Here is a 25,273-nt window from a genome sequence, read left to right on the forward strand (position 1 = left end):
TACTTTTGTCCCAGCCTCTTTTTACTGTAGATGGTTCCCCTCTATGCGCGTTACAAGTGTATACGAGTTGTAATATGTGCATATAACGCAAGCTTTCTTATCTATTACCTTTAAGAGTTAGGCGATCTTGCATTGTTGTTATCATTTCCTCTCTCACAAAGGTTTCTCTTAAGCTAAGGACCAGCTGATTATCAACGATGGGGCTGCCTAGAATGTCGTTTTCGTAAAGAAGGTTAATGGTTAGTTGTTCTTTGTTGGTTAAAAGGAAAAGGTATACAACGAATTGTGGCTGTCTTGATCGACAAAACGTTCAATAGCCATGCTTCCTGCCATGCTTCCCCACCATGAATAGAAGGTGTCCAAGCAGTACTCAAAGCTGATTTCATCACAAAAAAGTGATCTGAACCTTTCTTTTTGATGGTCGATAGGCAGAGAAGGATAAGTAGAATCAGCTAAGGTTTCGTTCCATAGCTGCTGTAGTAAAGGCCGTAAAATAGATTGCTCTTGTAGATTCCACGGATTTCCTGGTATGTACGGATAGCAGTGCTTTTCTTGTTTAGCATAATTATGGACATACAGGAGAAAATTCAGAGAGTCTGATGCTTCAACAGTCAGTATTCGTTCTGGTTTCATATTAAATCCTCCCATCTAATAGAAAAGCCTGCAGTGGATAACTGCAGGCTTTTCTGTGTTTATTTATTACTTAGCGGCTTTCTTCGCCTGTTTTCTTTCCTTGCGGCGCTGACGCTCTAGCTTATGATGCTCTTGCATGCTGAAGCGTGTTGTTGCTTCGTACACTATTGGTACGATAACAAGTGTCAGCAAGGTAGAACTGATGAGACCGCCTATTACGGTGATGCCAAGTCCTTTCGAGATAAGGACGGAACCGCCGCCTTCGAATCCAAATGCAAGTGGTGCAAGGGCGCCGATTGTGGCAATGGCTGTCATCAGGATTGGACGTAGACGAGTTACACCGGCTTCTAGAATTGCTTCGCGAGTAGAAATGCCTTCTTTTTCCTTGTGAATGATACGGTCAACTAGAACGATAGCATTCGTTACAACGATACCGATCAGCATGAGCACCCCGATGAGGGAGGAAACGCTGATTGTTTCACCGCCGATGAGCAATCCTACCAATGCACCGATGACTGTGAACGGCAGGGAGAATAGGATGGCAAGTGGTGCCAGTGCTCCGCCGAATGTCAATACTAGTACGAAGTAGACAATCGCGATTGCTGCTAGAATAGCAAGACCAAGCTGGCTGAATGATTCGTTGATCTGTTCAGAAACCCCGCCCTGATCGATGCTTACGCCATCAGGCAAATCAAGATTATCAATTTCTTCTTGCAGACCGCTAGTAGCTGTTGCAATATCATCGCTTGTAATATCAGCAGATACAGAACCATAAAGCTTTTCATCACGGCGCTGCAATGTATTCGGAGATTGACCGTCTTCAATCTCGGCAATCTCGTTTAATGCTACTTCTGTTCCGAGTGATGTTTGAATTGTAGTGTTTTCAAGATCCTCTTTATCCTCGAAGGATTCGTTAGCTACTTGCACATAAACATCCAACTCATCGCCATCTTCATTCTGGATAGTGGCGATTGACGGCTGGCTGCCGATGTTGGACAGCTGGCCAGTAACTTGAGCTGCTGTCAAACCTAACTGAGCCAGTTCTTCCTGGTTAGCTACTATTGTATATTTATCATATTGCTCTGATGCATCAGAATCTACGTTCGTGAAGTTATCATCGTTTTCTATAAGATCCATGACCTGCTGAGAAGCAGTTTGAATATCTTCGACGCTATTACCGTAGATGTAGTACTGCGTCGTATTACTGCTTGTGCCTGTCATGTCGATGGATCCCCACTCGCCCTGGTCTGACAAGGCTTGCAGATCATCAACGACTGCTTCTGTCTCACTTTGGATATCCTCATAATCATCAGCATACTCCATATAGAAGAGGGCTGAATCACCAGTTGAACCGGAGAGTGGATTACCTCCGCTGCTGATTGTGTACTGCAAGGTCTCAACGCCGTTGCGATCAAGCAACATATCCTCGGCTTTATCAGCAACTTCTTGAATGTCCTCACGTGTTTGGCCTGGTTCAGGTGAATAAGATGCAACTACCATATTCTCACCAGTGCTAGGAATGAAGCTGACACCAATCGAAGGAACTAGGAACAGACTTCCTATTAGTAAAGCAAGCGCAATAACAAAAGTGATAATTTTATGCGACAAGCTCCAATTCAGGACACGCTTGTAGAAATTCGCCAGTTTGCTTGGCTTTTCTTCTTTGTGTACATAATTTTTTGCTTCTTCTTCGCTAGTGCCGCGATCCAATCGTTTGCGGAATAGCGTATGTGCTACCATCGGTACAACGGTAACCGCAACGAGCAAGGATGCCAATAAAGCGAATACGACAGCTAATGCGAATGGCAGGAATAATTCACCGATTTGTCCTTCAACTAATCCAAGAGGAAGGAATACTGCTACTGTTACTACAGTGGAAGATAGAATCGGGACGAACATTTCGCGTGTTGCATCGATAATCAATTCTTTACCGCGCAGTTTCTCATCTGCCAATGACATACGGCGGTAGATATTTTCTACAACAACAATCGAGTCATCAATTACCCGGCCGATTGCAACGGTGATGGCTCCTAATGTCATAATGTTCAAGCTGATATCCATTTCATATAGCAATATCAGACCGATCAAAATCGATAATGGAATCGAAATGATGGAAATGATTGTGGACCGGATATTCCGCAGGAACAAGAGGATGATGACCACAGCGAAAATGGCACCGAACAGTGCTTTGTTTACCATCGTATGGACAGAATCTTCAATTGGTGCACCTTGGTCCATTGTTGAAGTGATAGTCATACCATCGTTATCATCTTCAAACTGCTGGATTTCATCTTTTACTGCATTAACAACTTCTACAGTATTAGCGTTTGGATCCTTCGTAATATCGATCCCGATGGAATCCTCGCCATTTGTACGGGAAATAGATTCTACTTCACCGACAACTTCTACTTCTGCTACATCCTGCAGCTGGACAGTAGGGAGTTCAGTGGGAGCTTGTGCAGCCTGCGCTGCCTGCGCTGCTTGTGCTGCAGCATCCGCCTGGCCGCTTTGACCTGCAGCCGCTCCTTGACCGCCTTGTGCCTGTTGTGCACTTGCACTGCCTGTAACCGGAATTTCCAAGTTACGCAAATCATCAAGTGTAACAATATTGCCGTCTACAGCAACGTTTTTCTCGCTGTTACCGAATTGGTACAGACCAAGCGGGTAAGAATCACTGCTGTTCTGAATGACTTGACCAACAGTATCCTGTGTCAAACCATTCTCAGTTAATGCATCTTCATCATAAGTGATTTGTACTTCCTGCACCTGCTGGCCGGAAATACCGACAGACGAGGCACCTTCAATACCTTCCAGTGCTGGCTGGAGATCAGATTCGACAGTCTGTGTTAGTTCTTCGATTGTCTGATTGCTATTAGAAGCACTAAGTGTGATGACTGGGAAGGAATTTAAATTGATTTGTGCTGCTGTTGGTTCTTCTGCATCTTCTGGAAGCTGTACATTCTCAAGTGCTTCCTTCACTTCTGTTTCTGCATCATCCAGATTTTTAGAATAGGCGTATTCCAACTGGATAGTAGAAGCATTCTGTAAAGATGTCGAGCTTATATTTTCTACGCCATCCAAGCTTTGTACAGCCTGTTCGATTGGTTCTGTTACGCTTTCCAATACTTCCTCTGGCGGTGCGCCAGGATATGTAGTCGTTACGGTGAGGACTGGTACACTGATATCAGGTAGTGTTTCCAGTTTCATATTTGTTCCAGCATAAATACCTGTCACTACAACCATTATGGTAAGCAACCATACGGCAACCTTATTTTTTAACGAAAAGTTGATAAACTTTCTCACGGTCCAGCTCCTTTAACCTCTATTTGACCGACTGGTCATTATTCCTCTATACTATAGGCAACCACATTGCAATGCAACAATTATATCAAGGATATAAGGAAGTTCAATAGCTTTTACAAGGAATTTATCTAAGGATTCATATATTATTCACAGACTCTTAACACACTTATGACCGACCGGTCAGTCGAAAGGGAAGGCAATATGCAGGAGAAAAAAATCACAATAATTGAACGAGCCACCGAGATTATTGCCAAAAAGGGTTATCATGCAGCTAGTATCCAGGAGATTGCAGAAGCGAGTAAGCTCTCCAAGGGAGCATTTTACCTTTATTTTAAATCTAAGGATGAACTGATGGCGGAAATCCTTCGTTATCATTTTGGTTTGATAACGGAGGAAATCGAAAAAGTTGATCGACAGGATATAAACAGCCGTGAGAAAGCGAAGCTGCGTCTTTCAACCATGATGCGGGAACTTGTTAAACGTGGAAACTTCATCGTTATGCAGCGTCATGATATTGATTCCGATATAGGTAAAGAAATGGAACTGTTCTTTCTGGAGGAAATGGAAAAGGGCAGACGGAAAACGGAGCTTGACTTGCTGGACGTTTATGGCGAGGTAAGCAAGCCTTATTTAAAGGATTTGCGGATCTTGCAGGAAGGGATACTTTTCCAAATCATTGGGGATATGCTTCTTCATGGGCTGATACTCGATTTGGACAAGACTGCTGCTTATATTCTCGAACGGATGGATGATATGGTAGAAGGTCTTTTGAAAAGGAAAGCAGAACCGCTCGTGACAGATGCTACACCAGTCTCAGCTTCCATTTTCGAGAAAGAGATGAAGGAACGGGAAGTGAAACAAGTATTGGAGCGCATGCAGATTGTCATCCTTACGCTTGATGCAGAAATACAGGAAGTGCAAGAACTGCAAGGTGTAGTCGAAATGATACAGGAAGAGTTACAAAAAAAGGAGCCAAGAAAGCTGCTTATTCAAGGACTGTCAGCCAACTTTAAAGGCATTGAGGAACTGGATGACTTACGCCGGGAATTAGCAAGGCTTCTGGATATAAAAGTACTGTGAGTGAAGGCCGGGTGCAGCATGCATGCCGGCTTTCTTGTACTTAAACAAGTTTCCGTTATGATACGGCAAAAGAATAGCAGGAAATGTAACCGCTTTCACAGTATATTAAGAGTAAGAACCGAAGGGGGTAGAAAAATGAATATTTTACTCGTGTGTGCTGCTGGAATGTCTACTAGTCTGCTTGTCTCAAAAATGCAAAAGGCAGCAGAAGCAGAATCGAAAACCTATCATATCCAAGCTGTATCAGCCGATCAGGCGAAAAAACATATCGAACATGCGGAAGTACTACTGCTTGGACCACAAGTACGCTATATGCTGCCACAGATGAAAAAACTAGGAGAAGAGCGCGGTATTCCGGTTGATGTAATCAATAGTGTCGATTATGGTACTGGGAACGGAAAAAACGTGCTTCATCATGCTGAATCGCTATTTGCGAAGAAGGGGTGAGGTAGATGAGCCGATTCAATGATTTTCTTGAGATGAAGGTGATGCCGGTTGCTGGTAAGGTTGCAGCACAGCGGCATCTGGTAGCACTGCGGGATGGTATCATCCTGACAATGCCATTGATCATTGTCGGATCGCTATTTCTTATTCTCGGTAACTTACCGATACCTGGATACGCTGATTTCATGGCTGGAATTTTTGGAGAGTCATGGAGTACGAAGCTGCAATATCCAGTTAATGTGACGTTTGATGTTATGGCGATCTTTGCCTGTTTCGGTATAGCGTACCGACTGGCGCAGGCTTATGAATCAGACGGTGTAGATCCGCTGTCTTCAGGTGCAATTGCACTATCTGCATTTTTGCTTGCAACGCCTTACAGTCCTTTCCAAGTTGGAGAAGCTACTGCCAATTTCGTGCCGGTTTCTTTGCTAGGCAGCGGCGGCTTGTTCGTCGGAATGTTAGTAGCAATGTTCGCTACCGAAGTGTATCGAATCATTGTTAAAAGGAATATCGTCATTCGCATGCCAGATGGCGTACCGCCGGCTGTAGCACGATCATTCGTTGCACTTATTCCAGGTTTTGCAGTCATCATCCTTGTTTGGCTTATTCGTTTGCTTGTTGAAGCAACTTCGTTTGGTGATATCCATAATTTGATTGCAACTGTTATTGGATCACCGCTTACGCTCGTCGGTTCCTCCTTCATCGGAAGCTTTGTCGCAGAATTGATGATCGTACTGCTATGGGTTTGTGGTCTGCATGGAGCCAATATCGTCGGTGGTATCATGTCTCCGATTTGGCTGAAGGCGACAGCGGAGAATGCAACGGCTTTTGCTGCCGGCACAGATTTGCCGCATATATTTACAGCTCAATTCTTTGAAGTGTTTATTCATGTCGGAGGATCCGGATCGACGATCGGTTTGGTTTTGATCATGATTTGGCGGGCGAAGCTGAAGCAAAATAAACAGCTGGGTAAGCTAGCGACTGGTCCAGCGATCTTCAATATAAACGAACCGATCGTTTTCGGTCTTCCGATTGTACTGAATCCGATTATGATCATACCGTTTATCACTGTTCCGCTCGTGATGGTCATCACCACCTATATTGGGATGAGCACAGGTCTAGTGGCGAAACCAGCCGGGATTGTTGTTCCTTGGACCATGCCCCCGTTCATCTCTGGATATTTGGCAACAGGAGGGAAAATCTCAGGTGCTGTCATTCAGCTGATCAACCTAGCGCTTGCGATGCTTATCTATTATCCATTCTTCCGCGCTCTGGAGAAAAACCAGCTGAAGGAAGAGGAAGCAAGACAGCGTGAAGTGGCAGCATCAGAGGACAGCACAGGTCCGGTCAGCAGGTAAAAGGAGGAACGTAATGAATATAGAAGAGAAAGCATTTCAGTTGATACTATATGGCGGTGATGGCCGCAGCTATGCGATGGAAGCAATGATACTAGCCAGACAGCATGCTTTTGAGGAAGCAAGACAGAAAATTCAGGCTAGCAAAGAAGCGATTAATCAGGCGCATCATGTCCAGACTGAGCTTATCACTGCCGAAGCAGGCGGCGAACAAACGACCTTAACTCTGTTGATGGTGCATGCGCAGGATCACCTGATGAATGCTATGACTGTAAGGGAATTGGCGGAAGAAATCATATATTTGCAGGAGGAGCTGGCCAGACAGGCAGCTGCTAAAGGGTCAGTTTGAAGCTGGGCGGTCATTTGATCGCCTTTTTTGCATAGGCATGGAGGATATGGGGGTGGATCTGTATGCTGCAACCGAGACTATTGGAATTATTGACTTTCTTGTCATCTGAATCGCGCACGCTGACAGCGGATGAGCTGGCAAGGAAACTGGCTGTTTCAGAGCGGACAGTGCGTTCTGATATCAAGCTGCTGCAGCAGGAGTTGCCAGCGGACTACGCAAAAATTGAATCCTTACGAGGAAAAGGCTATCAGCTGATAGTCATTGAGGAAAAACTATTTCAGCAGTACTTGCAGGAAACTATTCGAGTGAAGCAGGAGCGTTTGTATACGCGGGTAGAGACACCTGCAGAAAGAGTGAATCATCTTATGCAGCTGTTACTCTTAGCAGATAGTTTTATCAAGATGGAAGATTTGGCGCAAGCATGTTTCGTCAGTTTTCCGACAGTGCAAAACGATCTCAAGCAAGTGCGATCTTTGTTACAGCAATCAGGACTGGATCTGCAGAAAAAGCCGAAGTATGGCATTCGGATTGCGGGAACAGAGACAGAAAAACGGTATTTCCTGTCTGCATTCTTTTCGAAGCAGGCTGGTTGGCATAAGCCGTACAGCTTACCGGATGCTATCGTCTCTGAGGCGGAAATTCGCTATGTGCATGATATTGTACATAAGTTCGTGACGGAAAACAATTTGATGCTGTCGGATGTAGCTGTGCAGAACTTGGTTACGCATATTGCGATCGCCTGCCGACGTATCAAGGATGAACAATATGTTGAGCTCGCCCCTGATGCCATGCAAGATATTATCCAGCAGCCAGCCTTCCGGGAAGCAGCCCAGCTTACCGCTATGCTTGAAGCGGAGCTTCATCTGTTTTTCCCGCAGGTGGAAGTAGCTTATATGACGATCCATTTGATGGGAACGGATTATGTCTCCAAGAGTAAATTGGATGGTCACATAGGGATGCCGGACTTGGCATCAGCAATTGTAGCGAGGATATATGATAAGACAGGGCTAGATCTCAGGTCGGATCAGGAGCTGCTGCATGGGTTGAGTTTGCATCTCAAGCCAGCTGTGCACCGCCACCTGTATGCTATGAATGTAAGGAATCCTCTGCTGGAGGATATTAAGCGGCATTATCCACTTGCATTTGAAGCAGCCGTCATTGGTGCTTGTGCAGTAGAAAAAGAGATTAGCATTCAGCTGGCAGAGGAGGAAATCGGTTATTTGGCACTGCATATCGGTGCTGCCTTAGAGCGGAGCGGGAAAACGGGACGAAAAATTAGATGTTTGCTAGTCTGTGCATCAGGTGCAGGCAGTGCACAACTGCTGCGCTATAAGCTGCAATCTCTTTTTCCGGACAAGTTGGACATCATCGATACGATTGAATATTATCGCCTGCTGCGCGAAAAAGAATGGGATGCTGACTTGATTATCAGTACGATCCCAATTGAATCGACGGTCACGCCCTTGCCTGTGATACTTGTACCTGTCATCTTGGATAAAGAAGCTATTTCGAAACTAAAAGCTTACCTTCATTTTGGTCCGCAAATCCGCTATATAAAGCCAGCTTATGTATTCCTGCAGCAGGATTTACGGAGTCGGGAAGAAGTTTTGGCTTATTTAACAGAGGTACTGCAATCTGATGGGAAGGTCGGGGAGGATTTTCTTACTGCTGTATATGAGAGAGAGTCTATGGCGCCAACTAGTTTTGGAAATTTTGTAGCTGTGCCGCATCCAATTGAAGCTAGAGTGGAAGAGACTTTGTGGGTTATCTGCACCTTGAAACAGCCGATCGACTGGGCAGGTAAGCAAGTGCGGTTTGTGTGTCTTTTATGTATCGAGAAGGAAAGTGATGAGGATTTCACCGGCATGTATCAGCAGCTTGTCCGCATTATCGAAGAGCCGGAACATGTTCAAAAACTATTAAAGGCCGAGTCATATGAGGACTTCCATAAGGTGCTTGTATCAATATAAAAATAGCTGCCTCAGATGGGCAGCTGTTTTTAGTTCGTGGAAGGCTCGACTTTACCGCTCTGACGGGCAAGCTTCATATTCGCGCGTTTTGCCATTTTATAGGCGTCATAGATATTATAGATCCAGAAAATGAAAAACGTGAACAGACCGACAACAAACCACATCAGGAACAAGTTGATCAGATTGATCAGGACGAAGATTGTCCCTTTCAAATGCTGCTGATTATAAAACTGACCCAAGCCAGCAAATAGAAAGCTCAATAGTGCCGCAACGAGCGGTGTTCTTTTGAATTCCATTTTGTCACCTCATCTTTTAAATACTGTACCAGTTTTCACATTTGTATACAAATACAGTTGGTAAGTCTTTTTTGTTGTATTTTGAAACCCTTTTCATAGAATGGACGTAAGGATATAATTAAGAAAAAAAGCGAGGCGAGTCGAGATGGATGAACAGTTGCAAGTGAAAGAGACAATTCTGCAATTAGAAAGGTCCCTGCTGGAAGATGACACGAGACTATCGACAGACACTGTCGGCAATTTACTGACAGAAGACTATTTGGAGCATGGATCGTCCGGTCAATCATTCAGTAAAATTGATATTGTCACAAATGGCTTGGATTCAGTCGATTTAGATATCAGGGATTTCGATGTGCGTATTCTATCTGAGGACACAGTTCTCGCTACATTTCGGACTTGTGATACAGCGTCGGGAGGAGAACAGCTGCGAAGCTCCATTTGGCGTTATCAGCCAGGCGGCTGGCGGATGTTATTTCATCAAGGAACTCCAGCAGGAAAATGAAAAGGGCGGCTGCATGAAGCAGACCGCCTTTTTTATGCTGAATATTATCATCGTCATTTATCCCAGACAAAGGTGATCGCAGATTGAGGGGCGAGTGTATATTGAAGATACTGGTTCTCCTCTGCCATCTGGAACGTTTGTGTACTATCGCTCGTATTTGCTGCAATCATGATGAGTTTATCTTCTTTTTGATCCAAAAAAGCGGCAGTCGAGAGATGTGGCAGCTCGGTACTTGAGATACGAAAGGTCCCCGGCTGGACAAACTTGCTAATATGCCCAAGAGCATAATATTCAACGTTTTTCTTAATGCTGCTCGTTTGGCTGTCGATTGTGACGACGCCTCGGCAATTCGTACAGCCGCCATTTGTTGGTCCGCCTGTCTCGTCCAATGCCAAGTTCCATAGAAGCACCGTTTTGGCCCAATTCCGGGTTGTACCGATGATCACCTGATCCATCAGCCAGCTTAAGTTGTCTCCGAAATCCTCACTCCATGCTCCGCCGCTGCACTCTGTAAAGTAGATGCCTTTCTCGGGATGAAGCTGCTGTAATTCTGCAGCGTCTTTTGGATTGCCAGCATAGCAATGATAAGCAGTCCCTGCTGTATAATCTGAGGCGCCATTTAATACTGTATCCGCATAGTCTTTACTATTTTCCCAGTTATGGTCATAAGCAAGGATAGATGTTTGCAAACCTGTATTCTGAATTGCCGGGCCCAAAAAGTTCTGGACAAAGTATTGCTGCTCTGCTGCATTCATTGACATACTTGGATAGGCTGCTGTTTCAAACAGCGGTTCGTTTTGCACGGTTAGCAGATCGATAGGCAGTCCTTGTGCCTGGTAAGCTTCCAAATACCGCAGAAAATAATCGGCGTAAATCTCATAGGTGCGCTGATCTGTGTAATTTAGATAGGAGCCATTGTATGTGTGCTCTCCGTATTTCAGCCACGGTGGCGCAGTCCATGGCGTACCCATCAATTGCAGCTCGGGGTTGCTTATCTTTGCTAGTTTCAGCATGTCCATCACGGTTTGATCTGGTGCAGTGGAGAAATGCTGCAGCGGATCTTCGGGCGGACCTTGCTGATCTGCATACGTGTAGGAAGATGGATTTCCTACATCATCCACACTGTAATCTGAAGCTCCGATTGTGTGGCGAACATAGGACAATTCAATGCCAGAGTCGGTGAACAGGTCCTTAAATAGCGCGTTACGTTCTTGTGCCGTCAATTTATGCTCGAGCAAATAGGCGCTTGATCCAGTCATTGCTGCGCCGAAGCCTTCCATTTGCTGAAACATTTTGTGTTTATCGACATAAATGGTGGGGAGATCCTGCTTGTCATCCAGAAATAATTTAGCAGGCTGTTTTTCCAGAAGATGCTGCTCATCTCCGGTCGTCAGCCAGCTGTCTGCTAGGGTAGGGGGTTCTTTAAACCTATCCATTAGCAGGAAAAAGCATAGAATGATTAAAAGAAGGAAAACGAGTCTTTTCATCATTTCCTCCTTATAAAAACATCCTGCAGGATATCTGCAGGATGTTTTCTTTTTGTTATGGCAAGGTCACAGTACCTTCTAATCTAATATCTTCAGATGAGCTGCCCACATACACAGGCACTTCGCCAGAAGGCATGACCCATTCATTTTTCGTTTCATCATAATAAGAGAATGCTTTCGGATCTAGCTTAATCTTAACGGACTTCTGTTTACCAGCTTTCAGCTCAACTTTTTCAAAGCCGGCTAATTGCTTTTCAGGTGTTTCTACATCGTTTGTCGGTAGTTCACCTGCATATACTTGGACGACTTCTGCGCCTTTTGTATCTCCTGTGTTACGAAGGTTAAGTTTTACTTCAATGCTAGTATCATCTTTCTTATGCTTCACTTTTGTATGCAGATTGCGATACTTGAAGTCGGTATAAGAAAGGCCGTATCCGAATGGATAAGCTACTTCCAAGTTTTGTTTGTCATAGCCGCGGTAACCGACGAATACACCTTCTGAGTAGTTGTTTACGCCATTTGTTCCAGGAAATTGATCTTCGCTTTTAGTTGGCGTCTTGTCTTCATCGACAGGGAATGTCACTGGAAGCTTACCAGATGGGTTGACGTCTCCGAAGAGGACATCCGCAATGGCATTTCCTTGCTCTTGACCAGGATACCAAGCTTGAACGATAGCTTTGACATCGTCCTGCCAGTCGCCCATTTCAATTGCGATTCCGCTCTCATTCACGACTATCGTGTTTTTATTCACTTTTGAAACTTCTTCAATCAGCTGCTGCTGGTTGTTTGGCAATTCCATGTCGGAACGATCTGTATAGCCTTCGCTATCATATGTGCGTGTGACGATGACAGCTTTGTCTGCTTTCTTGGCAGCTTTGACAGCTTCTTTGATTTGTTCATCGACCACGCCTTTTGCAGGTTCCCAGCCGAATCTCACTTGACCGCCATAATCACGGCCATCTCCAGTTTCATAATCTGTTTGATATTCGATTTTGATATCATGCTGCTCGCCTTTTTTCAAATCTACTTCAACGGATTTTGTTCCAAGTTCTTTTCCTTCATTCTCGACAATCAGCTTGCCATCCAAATAAAGTTTACTTGTACCGAAGCTAGTAGTGGATAGATTATATGTTCCATTCTCAGGAGCTTCAATTACACCAGTCCAGCGAGCGGACATCATGCCGTTCAAGTCTGTCGGCAGTTTGTCCAGTTTAGGTGACTGAGAGTTAAAGCCTTCATAGTTATAGAATCCAAGGTTCATATTAACTTGTCTGTCTGTACGTTCGTGTGACGGGTTTCCTTCAAAGTTCTTATTCGTCCAGTATTCCGCTTTTAATCCATTCTCAGATGCATCTTTTTCAGTGTGCATCAGGGAAGAAGGGACAGCGTCAGGTCCAGGCATAACGTCACCTGCACTGATTGGATCCGTTCCAGCTGTATAGCTGACTTCGGTATTTTTCCCAGCTTGGTTTTTGATACCTTCTAGCGGACTTACAGTATACGTTGGATTCACGAGCGAGCTTCCGCCGCCGGCTGCTGATGCATTATCTGCATCAGGTCCGATTACAGCAATGGAATCTGTATTGTCCTGGATTGGCAGAACGTCTTTTTTGTTTTTCAGCAATACCATGCTCTCGGCGGCTATTTCACGAGCAGTTTGTCCATGAGTTGCTGTGTCAATCTGCTTATTCTGTGTCGGATGATCAATCAAGCCTTTATCGAACATTTGGTAAAGCAGTCGGTATGTGCTCTGATTGACTGTTTCTTCCTTCACTTGACCATCTTTAACAGCCTGGAGCAGATTATCGCCCCATTTACCAATTGGCTCTCCTGGAGTTTCTAGATCAAGTCCGGAATTGATGGAGTTCACCGTACTGATGTTGGCACCATAGTCACTCATAACAAAGCCTTCGAAGTCCAGCTGATCGCGAAGCAGATCAGTTAGTAATGACTTGCTATCACAAGCATATTCCGTATTCACTTTATTAAAGGAGCACATGATACTGCTAAGATCAGCATCTTCAATTGCTGCTTGGAATGGACGGGCATAAATCTCATGAATAGCACGTTCACTTGCCTGAGAATCATTGGTGAAACGCAATGTTTCCTGATTATTAAGCAGGTAGTGTTTGGCTGTTGTCATAACATGATTGTCTTGTACACCATTTATGTAAGAGGCAGCGATACGGGATTGCAGCATCGGATCCTCCCCTAAAGATTCGAAGTTACGGGAACCGAATGCATTCCGCGCGATATCAAGACCAGGACCGAGCAATACATTATGTGTCGTATTGAAGGCTTCGTTACCTAGCACATCTCCGTATGCAGCTGCTGCATCTGTATCCCATGAAGCTGCAAGGGCAATTGGAGCCGGCATTGCAGTCGACTGTTTGTTCTGTATATCTGGGTTAGCAATTCTGACCCCAGCCGGGCCGTCAGCCATTTTTAATTCAGGAATCCCGTATTTCTCCATTCCTTCATTGTAGTATCCATAATAATTGTTTAAATTTCCTGTGATGAGACTGACCTTGTCCTCAAGTGACATAGCATCAAGTAACAGGTTTGTCCTCTTTTTAGTGGACAGATCCTCATTCATCCAAGGCTTATCTGCTTCTTCTGCAAAAGCTTGGAATGGAGCTGCGATAAGTCCTACAAGTAATACAGTAATGAATCCGATGATCGGAAAGCGTGAAAGCTTAGCCAATATAATTCCACTCCTCTTTTAAAACTGTCAGACGTGGCGGCGTCTGTTCCTCGTATAATGCTACGGAAACAGCACAAGGAAGGGAATAGACGAAACTGTTTGTTTCTACCATGGAGGTTTTCCCTTCTAATACACTAAGAAAAGGGTATAACTAGGAAAAGTACAGTGCTATACACGCACTTTTGTAATCGCAGTGTAATGGGAATATATTCTTTCGGGTTCGTGAGCCTATATTCTGGTTTAATATGGGGATGAATCGCTTGCTGCCTATATGTACCCATTCATATTGTCATGTTTTTTTCTGGTTAGATAATATTTTTAGTTAGTAAAAAGTTTGACTGCTTATAGTTTAGGGTATAAACTGAATTGGTATAGGGGGTAAACTAATGTGGATAAATTGAAAGAAGCAATTGATCTCTTCAATGAGGTGTCATTCATGGCAACCGAATTGTTCCATAAGAAAGGGTCAGCGTATGACGTGTTCAAGGAGGTATCACCGCAGCAAGTTGGTTTGATAAAAATCTTGAGCTTGTACGGAGCTTCCTCGCCTGGCCACTTGGCTATCGTGCAGCAAGTACATAAGAGTGCGATTTCCAATCGGCTGAAAAAGCTGCATGAGAAGGGCTGGGTGGAATGGGTCGATTCAGAAGGGGATAAGCGGACGAAGCTTGTACAAATTACAGAAGATGGGGAAGAGATTCTGAAACAAGCCGAGGAAGCTATTTATGATAGATTTTGCGGGCTTTTCGAGCATATTAAGGACGAAGACGTAGAAGCATTCATCCGAATTTTCACAGATGTAAAAGAACAGCTTAAAAAAGGGGAGAGAGAAGATTGAGGACAATCATTCGTTTTAAATGGATTATCGCGATTGCAGTTATCTTGATCGCGGTTGGATTGACGATTTTTTCACCGAATCTGACCCAGCTTGCATCAGATAAGGGGCAGACACAGCTTCCAGAAGATGCGGTTTCCATCCGGGCAAGCGAGATTTTAGAAGATGCCGGGGAGAATAGTAATTCACTTAGTGTTGTTTTCGAGCTCGACGAAGCTTTGAATCAGGACAGTGAAGATATGATTCAGGGTGTCATCGATAAAGTCGAACAAATTGATGGAGTAAGTGAGATAACAACACCGCTGACGGATAATCAAGAAATACAGGATCAAATGATGTCAGAGGATAAAAAGACAGTCATGATGCCGGTTACGGTGGAAGGGTCAGATGAAGAAGCCGAGAGAATCTCTGAGGAGATCTATGATGCTGTACCTGACGATGAAACAGCATATGTGACAGGTGCGTCATTGATTAATCAGGATTTCGCCAATACATCTGAAGATGGTTTGAAGAAGACCGAGCTGATTACAGTATTCATTATTGTGGCATTGCTTTTGATTGTTTTCCGTTCCATCGTGACACCGTTCGTTCCTTTGATCACTGTAGGTATTACATACTTGATCAGTCAGGGTATTCTAGCTATTTTAGTAGACACGTTGGACTTTCCGATTTCAACGTTTACCCAGACATTCCTGGTGGCAATTTTATTTGGTATCGGGACCGACTATTGTATCCTGCTGCTTAGCCGTTTCCGAGAGGAACTTGCTAATGGTCATGATAAAGTCGAAGCTACTGTTACGGCTTATCGGACAGCCGGACGTACATTATTCATTAGTGCCATTGCGGTATTCGTAGGGTTTGCATCTATCTTCTTCGCGAAGTTTGCTATCTTCCAATCTGCAGTGGGTGTGGCAGTAGGGGTTGCGGTATTGCTGATTGTCCTCGTGACGGTATTGCCATTGTTCATGGTAACGCTTGGCGAGAAACTATTTTGGCCTTCCAAAAAGGCTGCCTCTCATGGAGATAACAAGCTTTGGCATTTCCTTGGGCGACATTCGGTAGCAAGACCGGTGCTGTTCCTGGTAATCACAGCGGTAATTACAGTGCCGTTTGTACTTACGTACGATGAACAAGTTTCCTTTAACTCTACCGAGGAAATCAGCAGTGATTATAATTCAATAAAAGGACTCAACGCTATCGGGGACGCTATCGGAAAAGGGGAAGCGATGCCGATACAGGTTGTCATCAATGACGATGAAAATCTTACCACAGCAAATACTCTGCCGTATCTGGATAATCTGAGTGATGCGATCAGCAAGATTGATGGTGTGGAAAAAGTCCGGACAGCAACACAGCCTACGGGTGAGAAAATTGATGACTTGTATGTAGATTCCCAAACGGCTCAAATCGCGGATGGTATCAATGATGCAGTTGATGGTATCGGCGAGGTGCAGGATGGTCTGACACAAGTACAAGATGGACTGAACCAAATATCTGGTCAGGCTGGCGGGGCTGGTTCATCAAGCGGTGGCGGATTATCTGATGCGACAGAAGGCCTTGGGCAAGTCAATACTGCGCTGCAGCAAGTAACTGGCCAATTGCAGCAAACTGGTAACGTCCAGCAAGCATCTGCTCAGCTGGCAGGAATCAGCGAGCAGCTAGCACAAATTCAAACAGGTCTGGAACAAGCTGATACGCAATTGCAAGGTCAGCAGGAACAGGTTGGTACATTGACGGAAACATTGCAGCAGCTAGCAGATGGTGTTGGTTCGGCAAACGAAGGACTAACACAAGTATCAGATGGACTGACAATGGCATCTGATACACTGCGTGATATTAGCGACAGTGAGACAGTCCGCGAGACTGGTATGTATATTCCGGAGGATGCTTTGGAGGGTGACTTCCAGGAAAGTATCGATACGTATGCTTTCCGTGATGGGGAAGGTGTAACGCTTGATGTCGTATTGAATGCTGATCCATATTCTGAGGAAGCGATTCAGACATTGCAAACAATTAAGGACCGTATCGATGCAGAAGTGAAGGATACACCTTATGAAAATGCGGAAATCGTCTATGGAGGAGTAACAAGCACTAACGCCGATTTGGAAGATCTATCTACATCAGATCTTTCCCGGACGATGGTCATCATGATGGTAGGTTTATTCATCATCCTGACCTTACTGTTCCGTTCTATGGTCATTCCGGCTTACATGATCGGATCCTTGCTGCTTACCTACTATACTGCTATCTCCATCACCGAATTGATCTTTGTCAACGGGTTGGACTATGCCGGTGTTAGCTGGGCTGTTCCGTTCTTCAGTTTCGTTATCTTGATATCACTTGGGGTCGATTACTCCATCTTCCTGCTTGATCGATTCACCGAAGAAGCGCGTGGTGATCTGCAGGCAGGCATGATTCACTCTATGAAGAAAATGGGCGGAGTTATCATTACCGCATCTATCATTTTGGCAGGTACATTTGCTGCCATGATGCCATCAGGTGTGTTAACGCTCCTGGAAGTCGCAACAGTAATCATTATTGGTCTATTATTGTATGGACTCGTGATACTACCGCTGCTTATCCCAGCAGTCGCTACGACTCTTGGCGAGCTGAACTGGTGGCCGTTCAAACGGAAACAAAGAGAAGAAGATAAATAAGTAAAAGGAGTGCGCCGCGCGAGGCGTGCTCCTTTTTTATGGACAAGTTTCCATACTATACGGCATATAGTAGCAAGGAATGGAGGTATGCAGATGAAACGAAGCCTTGGATTGCGTCTTGTTTTGGCTGGGACAATGGTGATAGCTGGCCTGCTCTTTTTCTTCACCGACCGATCCACCCATCCTGTTCCGTATAATGATGTCCACGAAGAGATGATCCGACACGCATTGGAGGAAGTGAACAATACAGCAGTCGAGGAGCTGGCTGCTTATGATACGTATGAAGTACTGGGAGTTGGTTTTGAGCCGGAAGGCATTATCAGTTTACGAATTCAGAACGAGGGAGAGGAAGTCGATCATCATATGCTGACTGTTTGGGAAGAAGTGAAAGGAGAAGCAGCGGATGTTGTGGAAGCACATGATCTAGAAGATGACATCAACCGGGAAATCGAACTGGAGGTCAATTTAATCGGACCGGAAGGCACTGTCTTGCACACGCATTAAGCATGCTAAGGAGGCATGCTTTTTTCTTTTGCTTAATCGTGGTGCCTAACGGGTATAAAGAAGCAAGAACATAAAAACATAACTGGAAGGAGTGAGGCGTATGAAGATAGCAGGCTATTTTGGATTCTTCATCCTGGCGCTTGTCTTCCTACTATTCTTTGCATTTACTACAAATACGCTATTTCTTCTGCTCACCATTCTTTCAGGTGTAGTAGGGGCATTTTTCTTATTCCGAGAATTGAGAACAAGAGAAAAGAAAGAACCAAGGGAACGAGATTATAACAAGAAGGGGAGATAATAATGGCACATGTGATCAAATCAGAATCAGGATATAACATTTTCGCAGAGGATATAGGTACAGGCATTCCTGTAGTCTTCTTGCACGGCTGGCCGGTAAGCCACAAAATGTTCGAGTATCAAATGAATGAACTGCCGAAGCATGGCTACCGTTTCATCGGTATCGATTTGCTCGGTTTCGGAAAATCGGATAAGCCATGGAACAGCTACACCTATGATGCACAGGCAGAAGCAGTACATGCTGTTGTCGAGCATCTGGGACTTGATAATTTCGTTTTAGCTGGCTTTTCGATGGGTGGTCCGATTGCCATTCGTTATATGAATAAATACGGTCTTGCTAAAGTGAACAAGCTGCTTCTGCTGTCAGCAGCAGCTCCTGTTTTCACACAGCGTGATGCTTATCCATTCGGTATGAAGAAGGAAGAGGCAGATGATATGATTGAGCAAATCCAAACGGATCGTCCGAAAACCCTGCAGGACTTCGGTAATATGTTCTTTGCTCAAAATCATTCTGAGCCTTTCAAAGAATGGTTCTTCCATCTTGGCTTGGAAGCTAGCGGACATGGCACGATTCAGGCGATGGAAGCACTTCGTGATGAGGATCTACGTGCTGAGCTAGCGCAGATCAGTACACCGACATATATCTTCCATGGTCAAAAGGATGAGATTTGTCCGTTTGATTTCGCTACAGAAATGACAGGCGGTATCGTCAATTCAACAATCGTTCCTTTTGAGAACAGCGGCCATGGACTTATGTTCGACGAGAAAGAAAAATTCAATCAAGAGCTGCTGCGTGTATTGCAAAGCTAAAAGTAACAAAATAGAGCTGACAAGTGTGTCAGCTCTATTTGCCATGGCCAGGAGGAGAAGAGATGAATGGAATTGTTACGATTGTAGGTTTAGCAGTTGTTATTGTACTTGTCGGAATTGCAGTTTTCTACAACACTGGAGCACGTAAACGCCCAATGCAAAATTCCGATCGCCATCGGGAGCAGCTGAAACTGCAGTATGACACGTTAAAAGTGCGTCCGACAAAATTGGTGGATGAAGAGCACATCGATAGACTGAAGCAGGCAATGGATTATGATTATTTGGAAAGAATTAATGATGCCTTTCGAAGAGAGTATTATGATTGGAGCCAAATGAAAATCAATACACATTTCCGCGGCTTATTCCGCTTCTTCCTTCTTGCCTCGATCTTCCGGCGGAAGGAATTATTCAATAAGGATATTCACCGCTTATGGGAAGTGATGCGTCAATTCGAAAAGGAATATAAGACGTTTTGTCTGCGGTTCTTCGATGGGGAAATAACCGAAGACGCTTCAGAGCGCGGGGAACGGGATGCCGAGGAAAGAGAACGATTTGAAGTCAAATATTTGATGCTGTTCCAATTAGGAGAACGGACACCGACGCTTTGGGGAGAATTTTTCCAATATGGCGATGGAAAAGAGTTCATGGAATATATACGCACACATGATATAGAGCAAGTGAAACAGGAATATATGGCGGAGAATATCACTGCAGATGCAGAAAGGACATTCGATAACTTTTACCATCATATAAAATGGGGCATGGAGGCCAACGCTGACGAGCTTCGTGATCATCAAGCTGGGCCGGAGGGAAGTGAAGAGGATCGCGAGATGGACGTGAGCATCCTCTACTTTCTTTGTATCAGAGATGAAGCAACTGATGAGGAAAAACGGGAGCTCGCATTGTACACCGGTAAGGGCAGTGGGTTTTATGCAACAAATGAATCCTTTGGAAAGATGCAGAAACAATAAACTGGTCAGAATGGTCTTGTTTAATGATCAATTAAGCGATTATTAATTAATAATGTACTATCTTGATCTGCCGCTGCGAAATACACTGCACAAGGTAAGCTTAATACTTTCTTGAAATAAAACAATCCAAACTTACGCAAATCTTATTTGAGAATTTGAGTGAGTTTGGATTTGTATTTGACTAACCGCTTTTATCGCATTCATTTTTTTGATACTACCTTTAATCGGTGGTGAATAAGCTAGTCCTGAAGGGGGCTTGGTTTATGCATCATTACCGGAGGTTCAAACGTAAGCAACTGATGGCCATATGTTTGCTTATTATGCTGCTGCTTTGTCTGTTTGCCCTCTTGCTGAAAGGTGCTTCTCCTAATCAGTCTAAAAAGACTGTAGAAGATTTTTATACGTTAGAACAGAAGGGAGAATTTGCGACCTCCTGGGGCTTGCTGCATAAGGATTTGCAGGTCAGATTTCCACTTAAGGATTATGTGACGGATCGTTCTCATGTATTTATGGGTCATTTTGGTGCAGATACTTTTTCATTTGAAATAGAAAAGGGAGAAAAGCAGAAGAAGTGGCGAGCAGAACCAAATGGACAGACCTATAAAGATGTCTATTCCTATACAGTCAAACAGAATTATCAAGGGAAGTACGGGCGCTTTTCCTTTGTGCAGTATGTTTATGTCACAAAGGAAAAAGGAGAATGGCGTATTTTGTGGGATTATCGGAACCAGAATTGACTTGCACTTTTGTCAGGACCGTTGAATTCTTTTTTAAATGGCGTATGATGGAGAAAAAGAGAAACGGAGAGACAGTATGAAAGCAATTCTTTTCGATTTGGATGGAACAATCCATGACAGGCATACTACATTACAGCGGTTCTTGGCTGATCAATTTCAGCGATTTCAATCTGAGCTGGCAGGAGTTAGTGAAGCAGATTTTACAGCGGCATTTCTGGAATTAGATCAAAATGGCTATGTGGAGAAACCGGTTGTCTATCATGCACTATTAAGCAGATTTTCCTTGGATATGAGCATGGAGCCTGTGTTGACTGCTGATTATTTTGATAATGTGGCGCAGTTCGCGGTCGCATTTCCGGAAGCGCTTGAGACTTTGCAGGAACTAAGTATGTCTTATACATTGGGCATTGTCACAAATGGGCCGGCTCTGCTACAACAGCAGGTGATCGAACAGCTTGGCTTGTACTGGCATTGCCAAAGCTTGATCATTTCTGAAGTGGTCGGCTTACGAAAGCCGGATCCGGCAATCTTTGAAATGGCGCTGTTAGAGGTGGAGGCCGCTGCATCGGAAGCTGTTTTTGTCGGAGATCATGCAGAGGTTGATGTGGCTGGGAGCAGAAATGCAGGTCTGCAGCCGGTCTTCTTCGGTGGGAAACTTGAGGGAGTGCCGAGTTTCTCTGATTGGCGCGTACTGCCAGCTTTGCTAGCTAACTGGAATCGGTCTGAAAGGAAAAATAAAGGCGACTATACTATAATGGACATGGACTAAGCATTTACATAAAGGGGAGATTGGATGGCTGAGAACGTAAAACGGAAGGATTACAAACTGATCGCACTTGATATGGATGGAACAATGCTCAATACGCGTGAAGAAGTGTCAGATGCGAATAGAGAGGCGATACAACGGGCGCAGGAGGAAGGTGTTCATGTCATTCTGAGCACAGGCCGAGGCATTCGGACATGTAAGCCTTATGCAGATGATCTTGGGCTGCAGTCTTTTCTGGTAACAGTAAACGGAAGTGAAATCTGGACTGCTGAGGGTGAATTGCTAGAGCGTGAATTGATCGAGGATGATTTGATCAAAAAGATGAAGCGGCTGGCTGATGAGTATGACACGCATTATTGGGCTGTCAGCACGGAGCATGTGTTCCGCGGTAATTTCCCTGCAAATATGGAGGAATATGATTGGCTGAAATTCGGCTTTGATACATTCGACGATGAAAAGCGGGAAGCAATTGTCAGAGCACTTTCCGATAAAAATGAGCTGGAGCTGTCCAATTCCAGTCTGACGAATATCGAGGTCAATGCAGTCGGGATCAACAAAGCAGAAGCGGTACAAAAAGTCTGTGATCGGCTTGATATCAAAATGGAGCAAGTAATTGCCATGGGTGATAGCCTGAATGACATTAAGATGATCGAAGCTGTCGGATGCGGCGTAGCGATGGGCAATGCCCAGGATGCAGTCAAAGAAGTTGCAAACTATCAGACGGATACAAATGATGCCGATGGGGTAGCTAAAGCGATCCATCATCTGCTAGGATGGTCATAAGCCCGGTATTCCCGGGCTTCTTACATAAGGGGGAGACAGAATGAAGACAGATCATTTGTATTACCCATATCATTCACAGCGTATGACGACTATTGCAAGACAAGGAATGGTAGCAACGTCACAGCCGCTTGCTGCACAAGCAGGACTGGATATGCTGAAAAAAGGCGGCAATGCAGTCGATGCTGCTATTGCAACTGCAGCCATGCTGACAGTTGTGGAGCCGACTTCGAATGGAATCGGCGGTGATGCTTTTGCACTTGTTTGGATCAAGGACAAGCTATATGGTTTGAATGCCAGCGGTCCTGCACCACAATCAATTAGCATTGATAAAGTGAGAGAACTCGGACATGAAGAGATGCCTTTGCATGGCTTCCTGCCGGTGACGGTGCCAGGGGCACCAGGCGGATGGGCGGCCCTCAGCAAGCGATTCGGTAAGCTTCCATTGATAGAAGTGCTGCAGCCAGCAATTTACTATGCTGAAAACGGGTTTGCGGTAACGCCGACAGTTGCCAAGCTATGGGAACGCGCGTACAAAAAGTTCAGCACGTCATGTACAGAAGCGATGTACAATGGTTGGTTTGACACATTTGCTCCAAACGGAGAGTTTCCGAAAATCGGGGACATATGGAGATCTCCTGATCATGCGGAAACGCTTCGGCAAATAGCGCGTACAGATGCGGCTGCTTTTTATAAGGGAGAACTAGCCGCTAAAATGACGGAATTTTCTGCTGATAATGGCGGCTTCTTAACAAAAGAGGATTTGGCAGCTTACGAGCCGGAATGGGTGGAGCCGATTTCTGTTAATTACCGTGGCTACGATGTGTGGGAAATTCCTCCGAATGGCCAAGGGTTAGTAGCTCTTTCAGCTTTGAATATATTAAAAGGCTTTTCTTTCCAAGAAAAAGAATCAATTGATACATATCATAAGCAAATGGAAGCGATGAAGCTTGCTTTCGCCGATGGTCATGCATACATAACCGAAGAGCAGCATATGCCTGTCACTGTGGAGGAATTGCTGTCAGATGCTTATGCGTCCAAAAGAAGAGACCTAATTGGGGAGACTGCACAGGAACCGGAGGCGGGCGAACCGAAAGCAGGCGGAACGGTTTATTTGGCAACGGCAGATAATGATGGGAATATGGTTTCCTTCATTCAAAGCAACTACCATGGCTTCGGTTCCGGGCTGGTCGTACCAGGAACAGGTATTGCGCTGCAAAACCGCGGACATAATTTCAGTCTTGATCCAAACCACGCAAATAGTTTGCAAGGCGGAAAGAAATCTTTCCACACGATCATCCCAGGCTTTTTGACGAAAGATAATCAGGCTATTGGACCATTTGGTGTAATGGGCGGATTCATGCAGCCACAGGGGCATGCTCAGGTTGTTATGAATATGCTTGATTTCGGGCTTAACCCACAGGCAGCTCTGGACGCCCCGCGCTGGCAGTGGATCAAAGGCAAGACATTCCACGTAGAAGCAGATTTCCCGAAACATATCGCGGAGGCACTGATCCGTAAAGGGCATGATATCGAAGTGAAAGCGGACAGATCTACATTCGGGCGCGGACAAGTCATTTGGCGTGACCCAGAGAACGGAACATTATATGGAGGAACAGAAGCGCGAGCAGACGGCAGTATCGCTTCGTATTAGAAAGGTTGAACAACATGATCTACTGGCAATTGTTTATGGCATTTTTCCGGGTCGGCATCCTCGGATACGGCGGAGGACCTGCATCAATCCCGCTTGTGGAAAAGGAAGTCGTCAAACAGTATAAGTGGATGGATGACGAAGAGTTCGGTAATACGCTGGCACTTGGCAACAGCTTGCCTGGCCCAATTGCAACCAAATTAGCAGGCTATATCGGCTATCGGGTCGGCGGCTGGATCGGTATGATCAGCGCATTGATAGCTACCGTCATCCCGACAGTCATTTTACTCATCATTTTATTTTATTTTGTCGAAGCTTTGAGCGATCAGCCTTGGCTCAGCGGCATGACAACAGCTGTCATACCCGTTGTTGGGGTAATGCTGGCAGTGATGACACTGGATTTTCTTAAAAAGTCCCGTAATGGGTTGAGTAGCTGGCAAATTGTTGCTTTGTTAGCCGCATCTGTTGTGCTGATTGAACTGCTTCATATCCACCCTGCTTTCCTTATCCTGGCGCTTCTTCTGTTTGCACTTGTAAAACCGGAGAAACGAAAGGAGGAAGAGGGAGCATGATTTACTGGCAGATATTCCTCGCCTTCTTCATTCCTGGAATTGTCGGATATGGCGGCGGTCCAGCAACTATTCCGCTTATCGAAAATGAAGTTGTGGACAGATATGGCTGGATGACAACAGCTGATTACAGCCAGATGCTGGCACTGGCAAATGCACTTCCTGGTCCGATTGCGACGAAGCTGGCAGGGGTGATCGGCTTTCAGCAAGCCGGTGTACTGGGGGCAGCAATAGGTTTGTTCGCTACAGTAGCGCCTTCACTCATCCTGATGATTGGATTATTGAGTATTTTAGCGAAATTCAAGGATTCTCCTCGGGTGAAAAGAATGACAGCTTATATTCGGCCGACTATCGCTGTGCTGCTGGGGGGTATGGCAATAAGCTTTTTCCACACTTCTTATGAAAGTGCAGGCTGGATACATACAATCATCTTGGTTGTACTAAGCTATTTGCTCATGGAGAGGTGGAAGGTGCATCCTGCCTTCGTTATCCTTGGGGCTTTGGTTTATGGTGCTGTGCTCCTCGGATGAGAAAGATCCTGCAGTTTTTTGCAGGATCTTTTTCTCTGGGCAG

General features: G+C 44.9%; 23 protein-coding genes. 18 read left to right on the forward strand and 5 right to left on the reverse strand.

Going from position 1 to position 25,273, the window contains the following annotated elements; all coding sequences use genetic code 11:
• Nucleotides 1-258: 258 nt before the first annotated feature.
• Complete coding sequence (locus AE2B122_RS07480) at nt 259-633, reverse strand: hypothetical protein (protein WP_175073589.1); 375 nt, start codon at nt 631-633, stop codon at nt 259-261.
• A 66-nt stretch (nt 634-699) separates the two neighbouring features.
• Nucleotides 700-3,936: an efflux RND transporter permease subunit gene (locus AE2B122_RS07485; RefSeq protein WP_175073591.1), complete on the reverse strand. Its 3,237-nt coding sequence runs from the start codon at nt 3,934-3,936 to the stop codon at nt 700-702.
• 201 nt (nt 3,937-4,137) lie between these two features.
• Here AE2B122_RS07485 and AE2B122_RS07490 point away from each other — a divergent pair, with 201 nt between their 5' ends.
• The 5 genes from AE2B122_RS07490 to AE2B122_RS07510 all read left to right on the forward strand — a co-directional run bounded on the left by AE2B122_RS07490 (nt 4,138) and on the right by AE2B122_RS07510 (nt 9,134).
• Complete coding sequence (locus AE2B122_RS07490) at nt 4,138-5,016, forward strand: TetR/AcrR family transcriptional regulator (protein ID WP_175073593.1); 879 nt, start codon at nt 4,138-4,140, stop codon at nt 5,014-5,016.
• A gap of 135 nt (nt 5,017-5,151) precedes the next feature.
• Nucleotides 5,152-5,463, forward strand: a complete 312-nt coding sequence (locus AE2B122_RS07495; protein ID WP_095218603.1) for a PTS sugar transporter subunit IIB — start codon at nt 5,152-5,154, stop codon at nt 5,461-5,463.
• Nucleotides 5,464-5,468: 5 nt separating this feature from the next.
• A complete protein-coding gene (celB, locus tag AE2B122_RS07500) occupies nt 5,469-6,818 on the forward strand; it encodes a PTS cellobiose transporter subunit IIC (protein ID WP_095218602.1) in 1,350 nt (449 codons plus the stop codon).
• 13 nt (nt 6,819-6,831) lie between these two features.
• A complete protein-coding gene (locus AE2B122_RS07505; protein WP_095218601.1) occupies nt 6,832-7,164 on the forward strand; it encodes a PTS lactose/cellobiose transporter subunit IIA in 333 nt (110 codons plus the stop codon).
• 62 nt (nt 7,165-7,226) lie between these two features.
• A complete protein-coding gene (locus AE2B122_RS07510; RefSeq protein WP_175073595.1) occupies nt 7,227-9,134 on the forward strand; it encodes a BglG family transcription antiterminator in 1,908 nt (635 codons plus the stop codon).
• 29 nt (nt 9,135-9,163) lie between these two features.
• Here AE2B122_RS07510 and AE2B122_RS07515 read toward each other — a convergent pair whose 3' ends face one another.
• Nucleotides 9,164-9,430: a hypothetical protein gene (locus AE2B122_RS07515; RefSeq protein ID WP_175073597.1), complete on the reverse strand. Its 267-nt coding sequence runs from the start codon at nt 9,428-9,430 to the stop codon at nt 9,164-9,166.
• 145 nt (nt 9,431-9,575) lie between these two features.
• Here AE2B122_RS07515 and AE2B122_RS07520 point away from each other — a divergent pair, with 145 nt between their 5' ends.
• Nucleotides 9,576-9,932 carry a DUF4440 domain-containing protein gene (locus AE2B122_RS07520; RefSeq protein WP_095268425.1) on the forward strand — a complete coding sequence of 119 codons (357 nt, stop codon included), beginning with the start codon at nt 9,576-9,578 and terminating at the stop codon, nt 9,930-9,932.
• A gap of 53 nt (nt 9,933-9,985) precedes the next feature.
• Here the strand turns inward: AE2B122_RS07520 and AE2B122_RS07525 are convergent, their stop codons facing one another.
• On the reverse strand, nt 9,986-11,419 hold the full coding sequence (locus AE2B122_RS07525; RefSeq protein ID WP_175073599.1) for a glycoside hydrolase family 30 beta sandwich domain-containing protein: 1,434 nt from the start codon (nt 11,417-11,419) through the stop codon (nt 9,986-9,988).
• A 55-nt stretch (nt 11,420-11,474) separates the two neighbouring features.
• A complete protein-coding gene (locus tag AE2B122_RS07530; RefSeq protein WP_254593446.1) occupies nt 11,475-14,123 on the reverse strand; it encodes a glycoside hydrolase family 3 protein in 2,649 nt (882 codons plus the stop codon).
• Between the two features lie 388 nt (nt 14,124-14,511).
• Here AE2B122_RS07530 and AE2B122_RS07535 point away from each other — a divergent pair, with 388 nt between their 5' ends.
• The 12 genes from AE2B122_RS07535 (at nt 14,512) to AE2B122_RS07590 (ending at nt 25,230) form a co-directional block, all read left to right on the forward strand.
• Nucleotides 14,512-14,961 carry a MarR family winged helix-turn-helix transcriptional regulator gene (locus AE2B122_RS07535; protein ID WP_245840325.1) on the forward strand — a complete coding sequence of 150 codons (450 nt, stop codon included), beginning with the start codon at nt 14,512-14,514 and terminating at the stop codon, nt 14,959-14,961.
• A complete protein-coding gene (locus AE2B122_RS07540) occupies nt 14,958-17,615 on the forward strand; it encodes an MMPL family transporter (protein ID WP_175073601.1) in 2,658 nt (885 codons plus the stop codon). The genes AE2B122_RS07535 and AE2B122_RS07540 overlap by 4 nt, the downstream gene beginning before the upstream one ends.
• 93 nt (nt 17,616-17,708) lie before the next feature.
• Complete coding sequence (locus AE2B122_RS07545) at nt 17,709-18,119, forward strand: hypothetical protein (protein ID WP_175073603.1); 411 nt, start codon at nt 17,709-17,711, stop codon at nt 18,117-18,119.
• A 100-nt stretch (nt 18,120-18,219) separates the two neighbouring features.
• Nucleotides 18,220-18,417, forward strand: a complete 198-nt coding sequence (locus AE2B122_RS07550; RefSeq protein WP_095218591.1) for a hypothetical protein — start codon at nt 18,220-18,222, stop codon at nt 18,415-18,417.
• A gap of 2 nt (nt 18,418-18,419) precedes the next feature.
• The gene (locus tag AE2B122_RS07555; protein WP_175073605.1) at nt 18,420-19,226 is read left to right on the forward strand and encodes an alpha/beta fold hydrolase; all 807 of its coding nucleotides are present in this window, start codon (nt 18,420-18,422) and stop codon (nt 19,224-19,226) included.
• A gap of 62 nt (nt 19,227-19,288) precedes the next feature.
• Nucleotides 19,289-20,197, forward strand: a complete 909-nt coding sequence (locus AE2B122_RS07560; RefSeq protein ID WP_095268430.1) for a hypothetical protein — start codon at nt 19,289-19,291, stop codon at nt 20,195-20,197.
• Nucleotides 20,198-20,460: 263 nt separating this feature from the next.
• Nucleotides 20,461-20,934: a hypothetical protein gene (locus AE2B122_RS07565; protein WP_175073607.1), complete on the forward strand. Its 474-nt coding sequence runs from the start codon at nt 20,461-20,463 to the stop codon at nt 20,932-20,934.
• Between the two features lie 76 nt (nt 20,935-21,010).
• Nucleotides 21,011-21,703, forward strand: a complete 693-nt coding sequence (locus tag AE2B122_RS07570; RefSeq protein ID WP_175073608.1) for an HAD family hydrolase — start codon at nt 21,011-21,013, stop codon at nt 21,701-21,703.
• A gap of 24 nt (nt 21,704-21,727) precedes the next feature.
• On the forward strand, nt 21,728-22,483 hold the full coding sequence (locus AE2B122_RS07575) for a Cof-type HAD-IIB family hydrolase (RefSeq protein WP_095218586.1): 756 nt from the start codon (nt 21,728-21,730) through the stop codon (nt 22,481-22,483).
• Between the two features lie 40 nt (nt 22,484-22,523).
• Nucleotides 22,524-24,134, forward strand: a complete 1,611-nt coding sequence (gene ggt, locus AE2B122_RS07580) for a gamma-glutamyltransferase (RefSeq protein ID WP_175073610.1) — start codon at nt 22,524-22,526, stop codon at nt 24,132-24,134.
• Between the two features lie 14 nt (nt 24,135-24,148).
• Nucleotides 24,149-24,703, forward strand: coding sequence for a chromate transporter (locus AE2B122_RS07585; protein WP_095268435.1), 555 nt, complete (start codon nt 24,149-24,151; stop codon nt 24,701-24,703).
• Nucleotides 24,700-25,230, forward strand: coding sequence for a chromate transporter (locus tag AE2B122_RS07590; protein ID WP_095218583.1), 531 nt, complete (start codon nt 24,700-24,702; stop codon nt 25,228-25,230). Before AE2B122_RS07585 ends, AE2B122_RS07590 begins: the two co-directional genes overlap by 4 nt.
• The last annotated feature ends 43 nt before the right edge of the window (nt 25,231-25,273 follow it).

Origin of the sequence: Terribacillus sp. AE2B 122 (assembly GCF_902497585.1) — a bacterium.
GTDB classification, from domain to species: Bacteria; Bacillota; Bacilli; order Bacillales; family Amphibacillaceae; genus Terribacillus; species Terribacillus saccharophilus_A.

Excerpts from the sequence above, each read along its gene's own strand:
- AE2B122_RS07565 (WP_175073607.1), top strand. The coding sequence starts at position 20,461 with ATGCATCATTACCGGAGGTTCAAACGTAAGCAACTGATGGCCATATGT.
- AE2B122_RS07550 (WP_095218591.1), top strand. The coding sequence starts at position 18,220 with ATGAAGATAGCAGGCTATTTTGGATTCTTCATCCTGGCGCTTGTCTTC.
- AE2B122_RS07585 (WP_095268435.1), top strand. The coding sequence starts at position 24,149 with ATGATCTACTGGCAATTGTTTATGGCATTTTTCCGGGTCGGCATCCTC.
- AE2B122_RS07510 (WP_175073595.1), top strand. The coding sequence starts at position 7,227 with ATGCTGCAACCGAGACTATTGGAATTATTGACTTTCTTGTCATCTGAA.
- AE2B122_RS07525 (WP_175073599.1), bottom strand. The coding sequence starts at position 11,419 with ATGAAAAGACTCGTTTTCCTTCTTTTAATCATTCTATGCTTTTTCCTG.
- AE2B122_RS07515 (WP_175073597.1), bottom strand. The coding sequence starts at position 9,430 with ATGGAATTCAAAAGAACACCGCTCGTTGCGGCACTATTGAGCTTTCTA.
- AE2B122_RS07520 (WP_095268425.1), top strand. The coding sequence starts at position 9,576 with ATGGATGAACAGTTGCAAGTGAAAGAGACAATTCTGCAATTAGAAAGG.
- AE2B122_RS07555 (WP_175073605.1), top strand. The coding sequence starts at position 18,420 with ATGGCACATGTGATCAAATCAGAATCAGGATATAACATTTTCGCAGAG.
- AE2B122_RS07490 (WP_175073593.1), top strand. The coding sequence starts at position 4,138 with ATGCAGGAGAAAAAAATCACAATAATTGAACGAGCCACCGAGATTATT.
- AE2B122_RS07575 (WP_095218586.1), top strand. The coding sequence starts at position 21,728 with ATGGCTGAGAACGTAAAACGGAAGGATTACAAACTGATCGCACTTGAT.
- ggt (WP_175073610.1), top strand. The coding sequence starts at position 22,524 with ATGAAGACAGATCATTTGTATTACCCATATCATTCACAGCGTATGACG.
- AE2B122_RS07505 (WP_095218601.1), top strand. The coding sequence starts at position 6,832 with ATGAATATAGAAGAGAAAGCATTTCAGTTGATACTATATGGCGGTGAT.
- AE2B122_RS07545 (WP_175073603.1), top strand. The coding sequence starts at position 17,709 with ATGAAACGAAGCCTTGGATTGCGTCTTGTTTTGGCTGGGACAATGGTG.
- AE2B122_RS07495 (WP_095218603.1), top strand. The coding sequence starts at position 5,152 with ATGAATATTTTACTCGTGTGTGCTGCTGGAATGTCTACTAGTCTGCTT.
- AE2B122_RS07590 (WP_095218583.1), top strand. The coding sequence starts at position 24,700 with ATGATTTACTGGCAGATATTCCTCGCCTTCTTCATTCCTGGAATTGTC.
- AE2B122_RS07480 (WP_175073589.1), bottom strand. The coding sequence starts at position 633 with ATGAAACCAGAACGAATACTGACTGTTGAAGCATCAGACTCTCTGAAT.
- celB (WP_095218602.1), top strand. The coding sequence starts at position 5,469 with ATGAGCCGATTCAATGATTTTCTTGAGATGAAGGTGATGCCGGTTGCT.
- AE2B122_RS07570 (WP_175073608.1), top strand. The coding sequence starts at position 21,011 with ATGAAAGCAATTCTTTTCGATTTGGATGGAACAATCCATGACAGGCAT.
- AE2B122_RS07560 (WP_095268430.1), top strand. The coding sequence starts at position 19,289 with ATGAATGGAATTGTTACGATTGTAGGTTTAGCAGTTGTTATTGTACTT.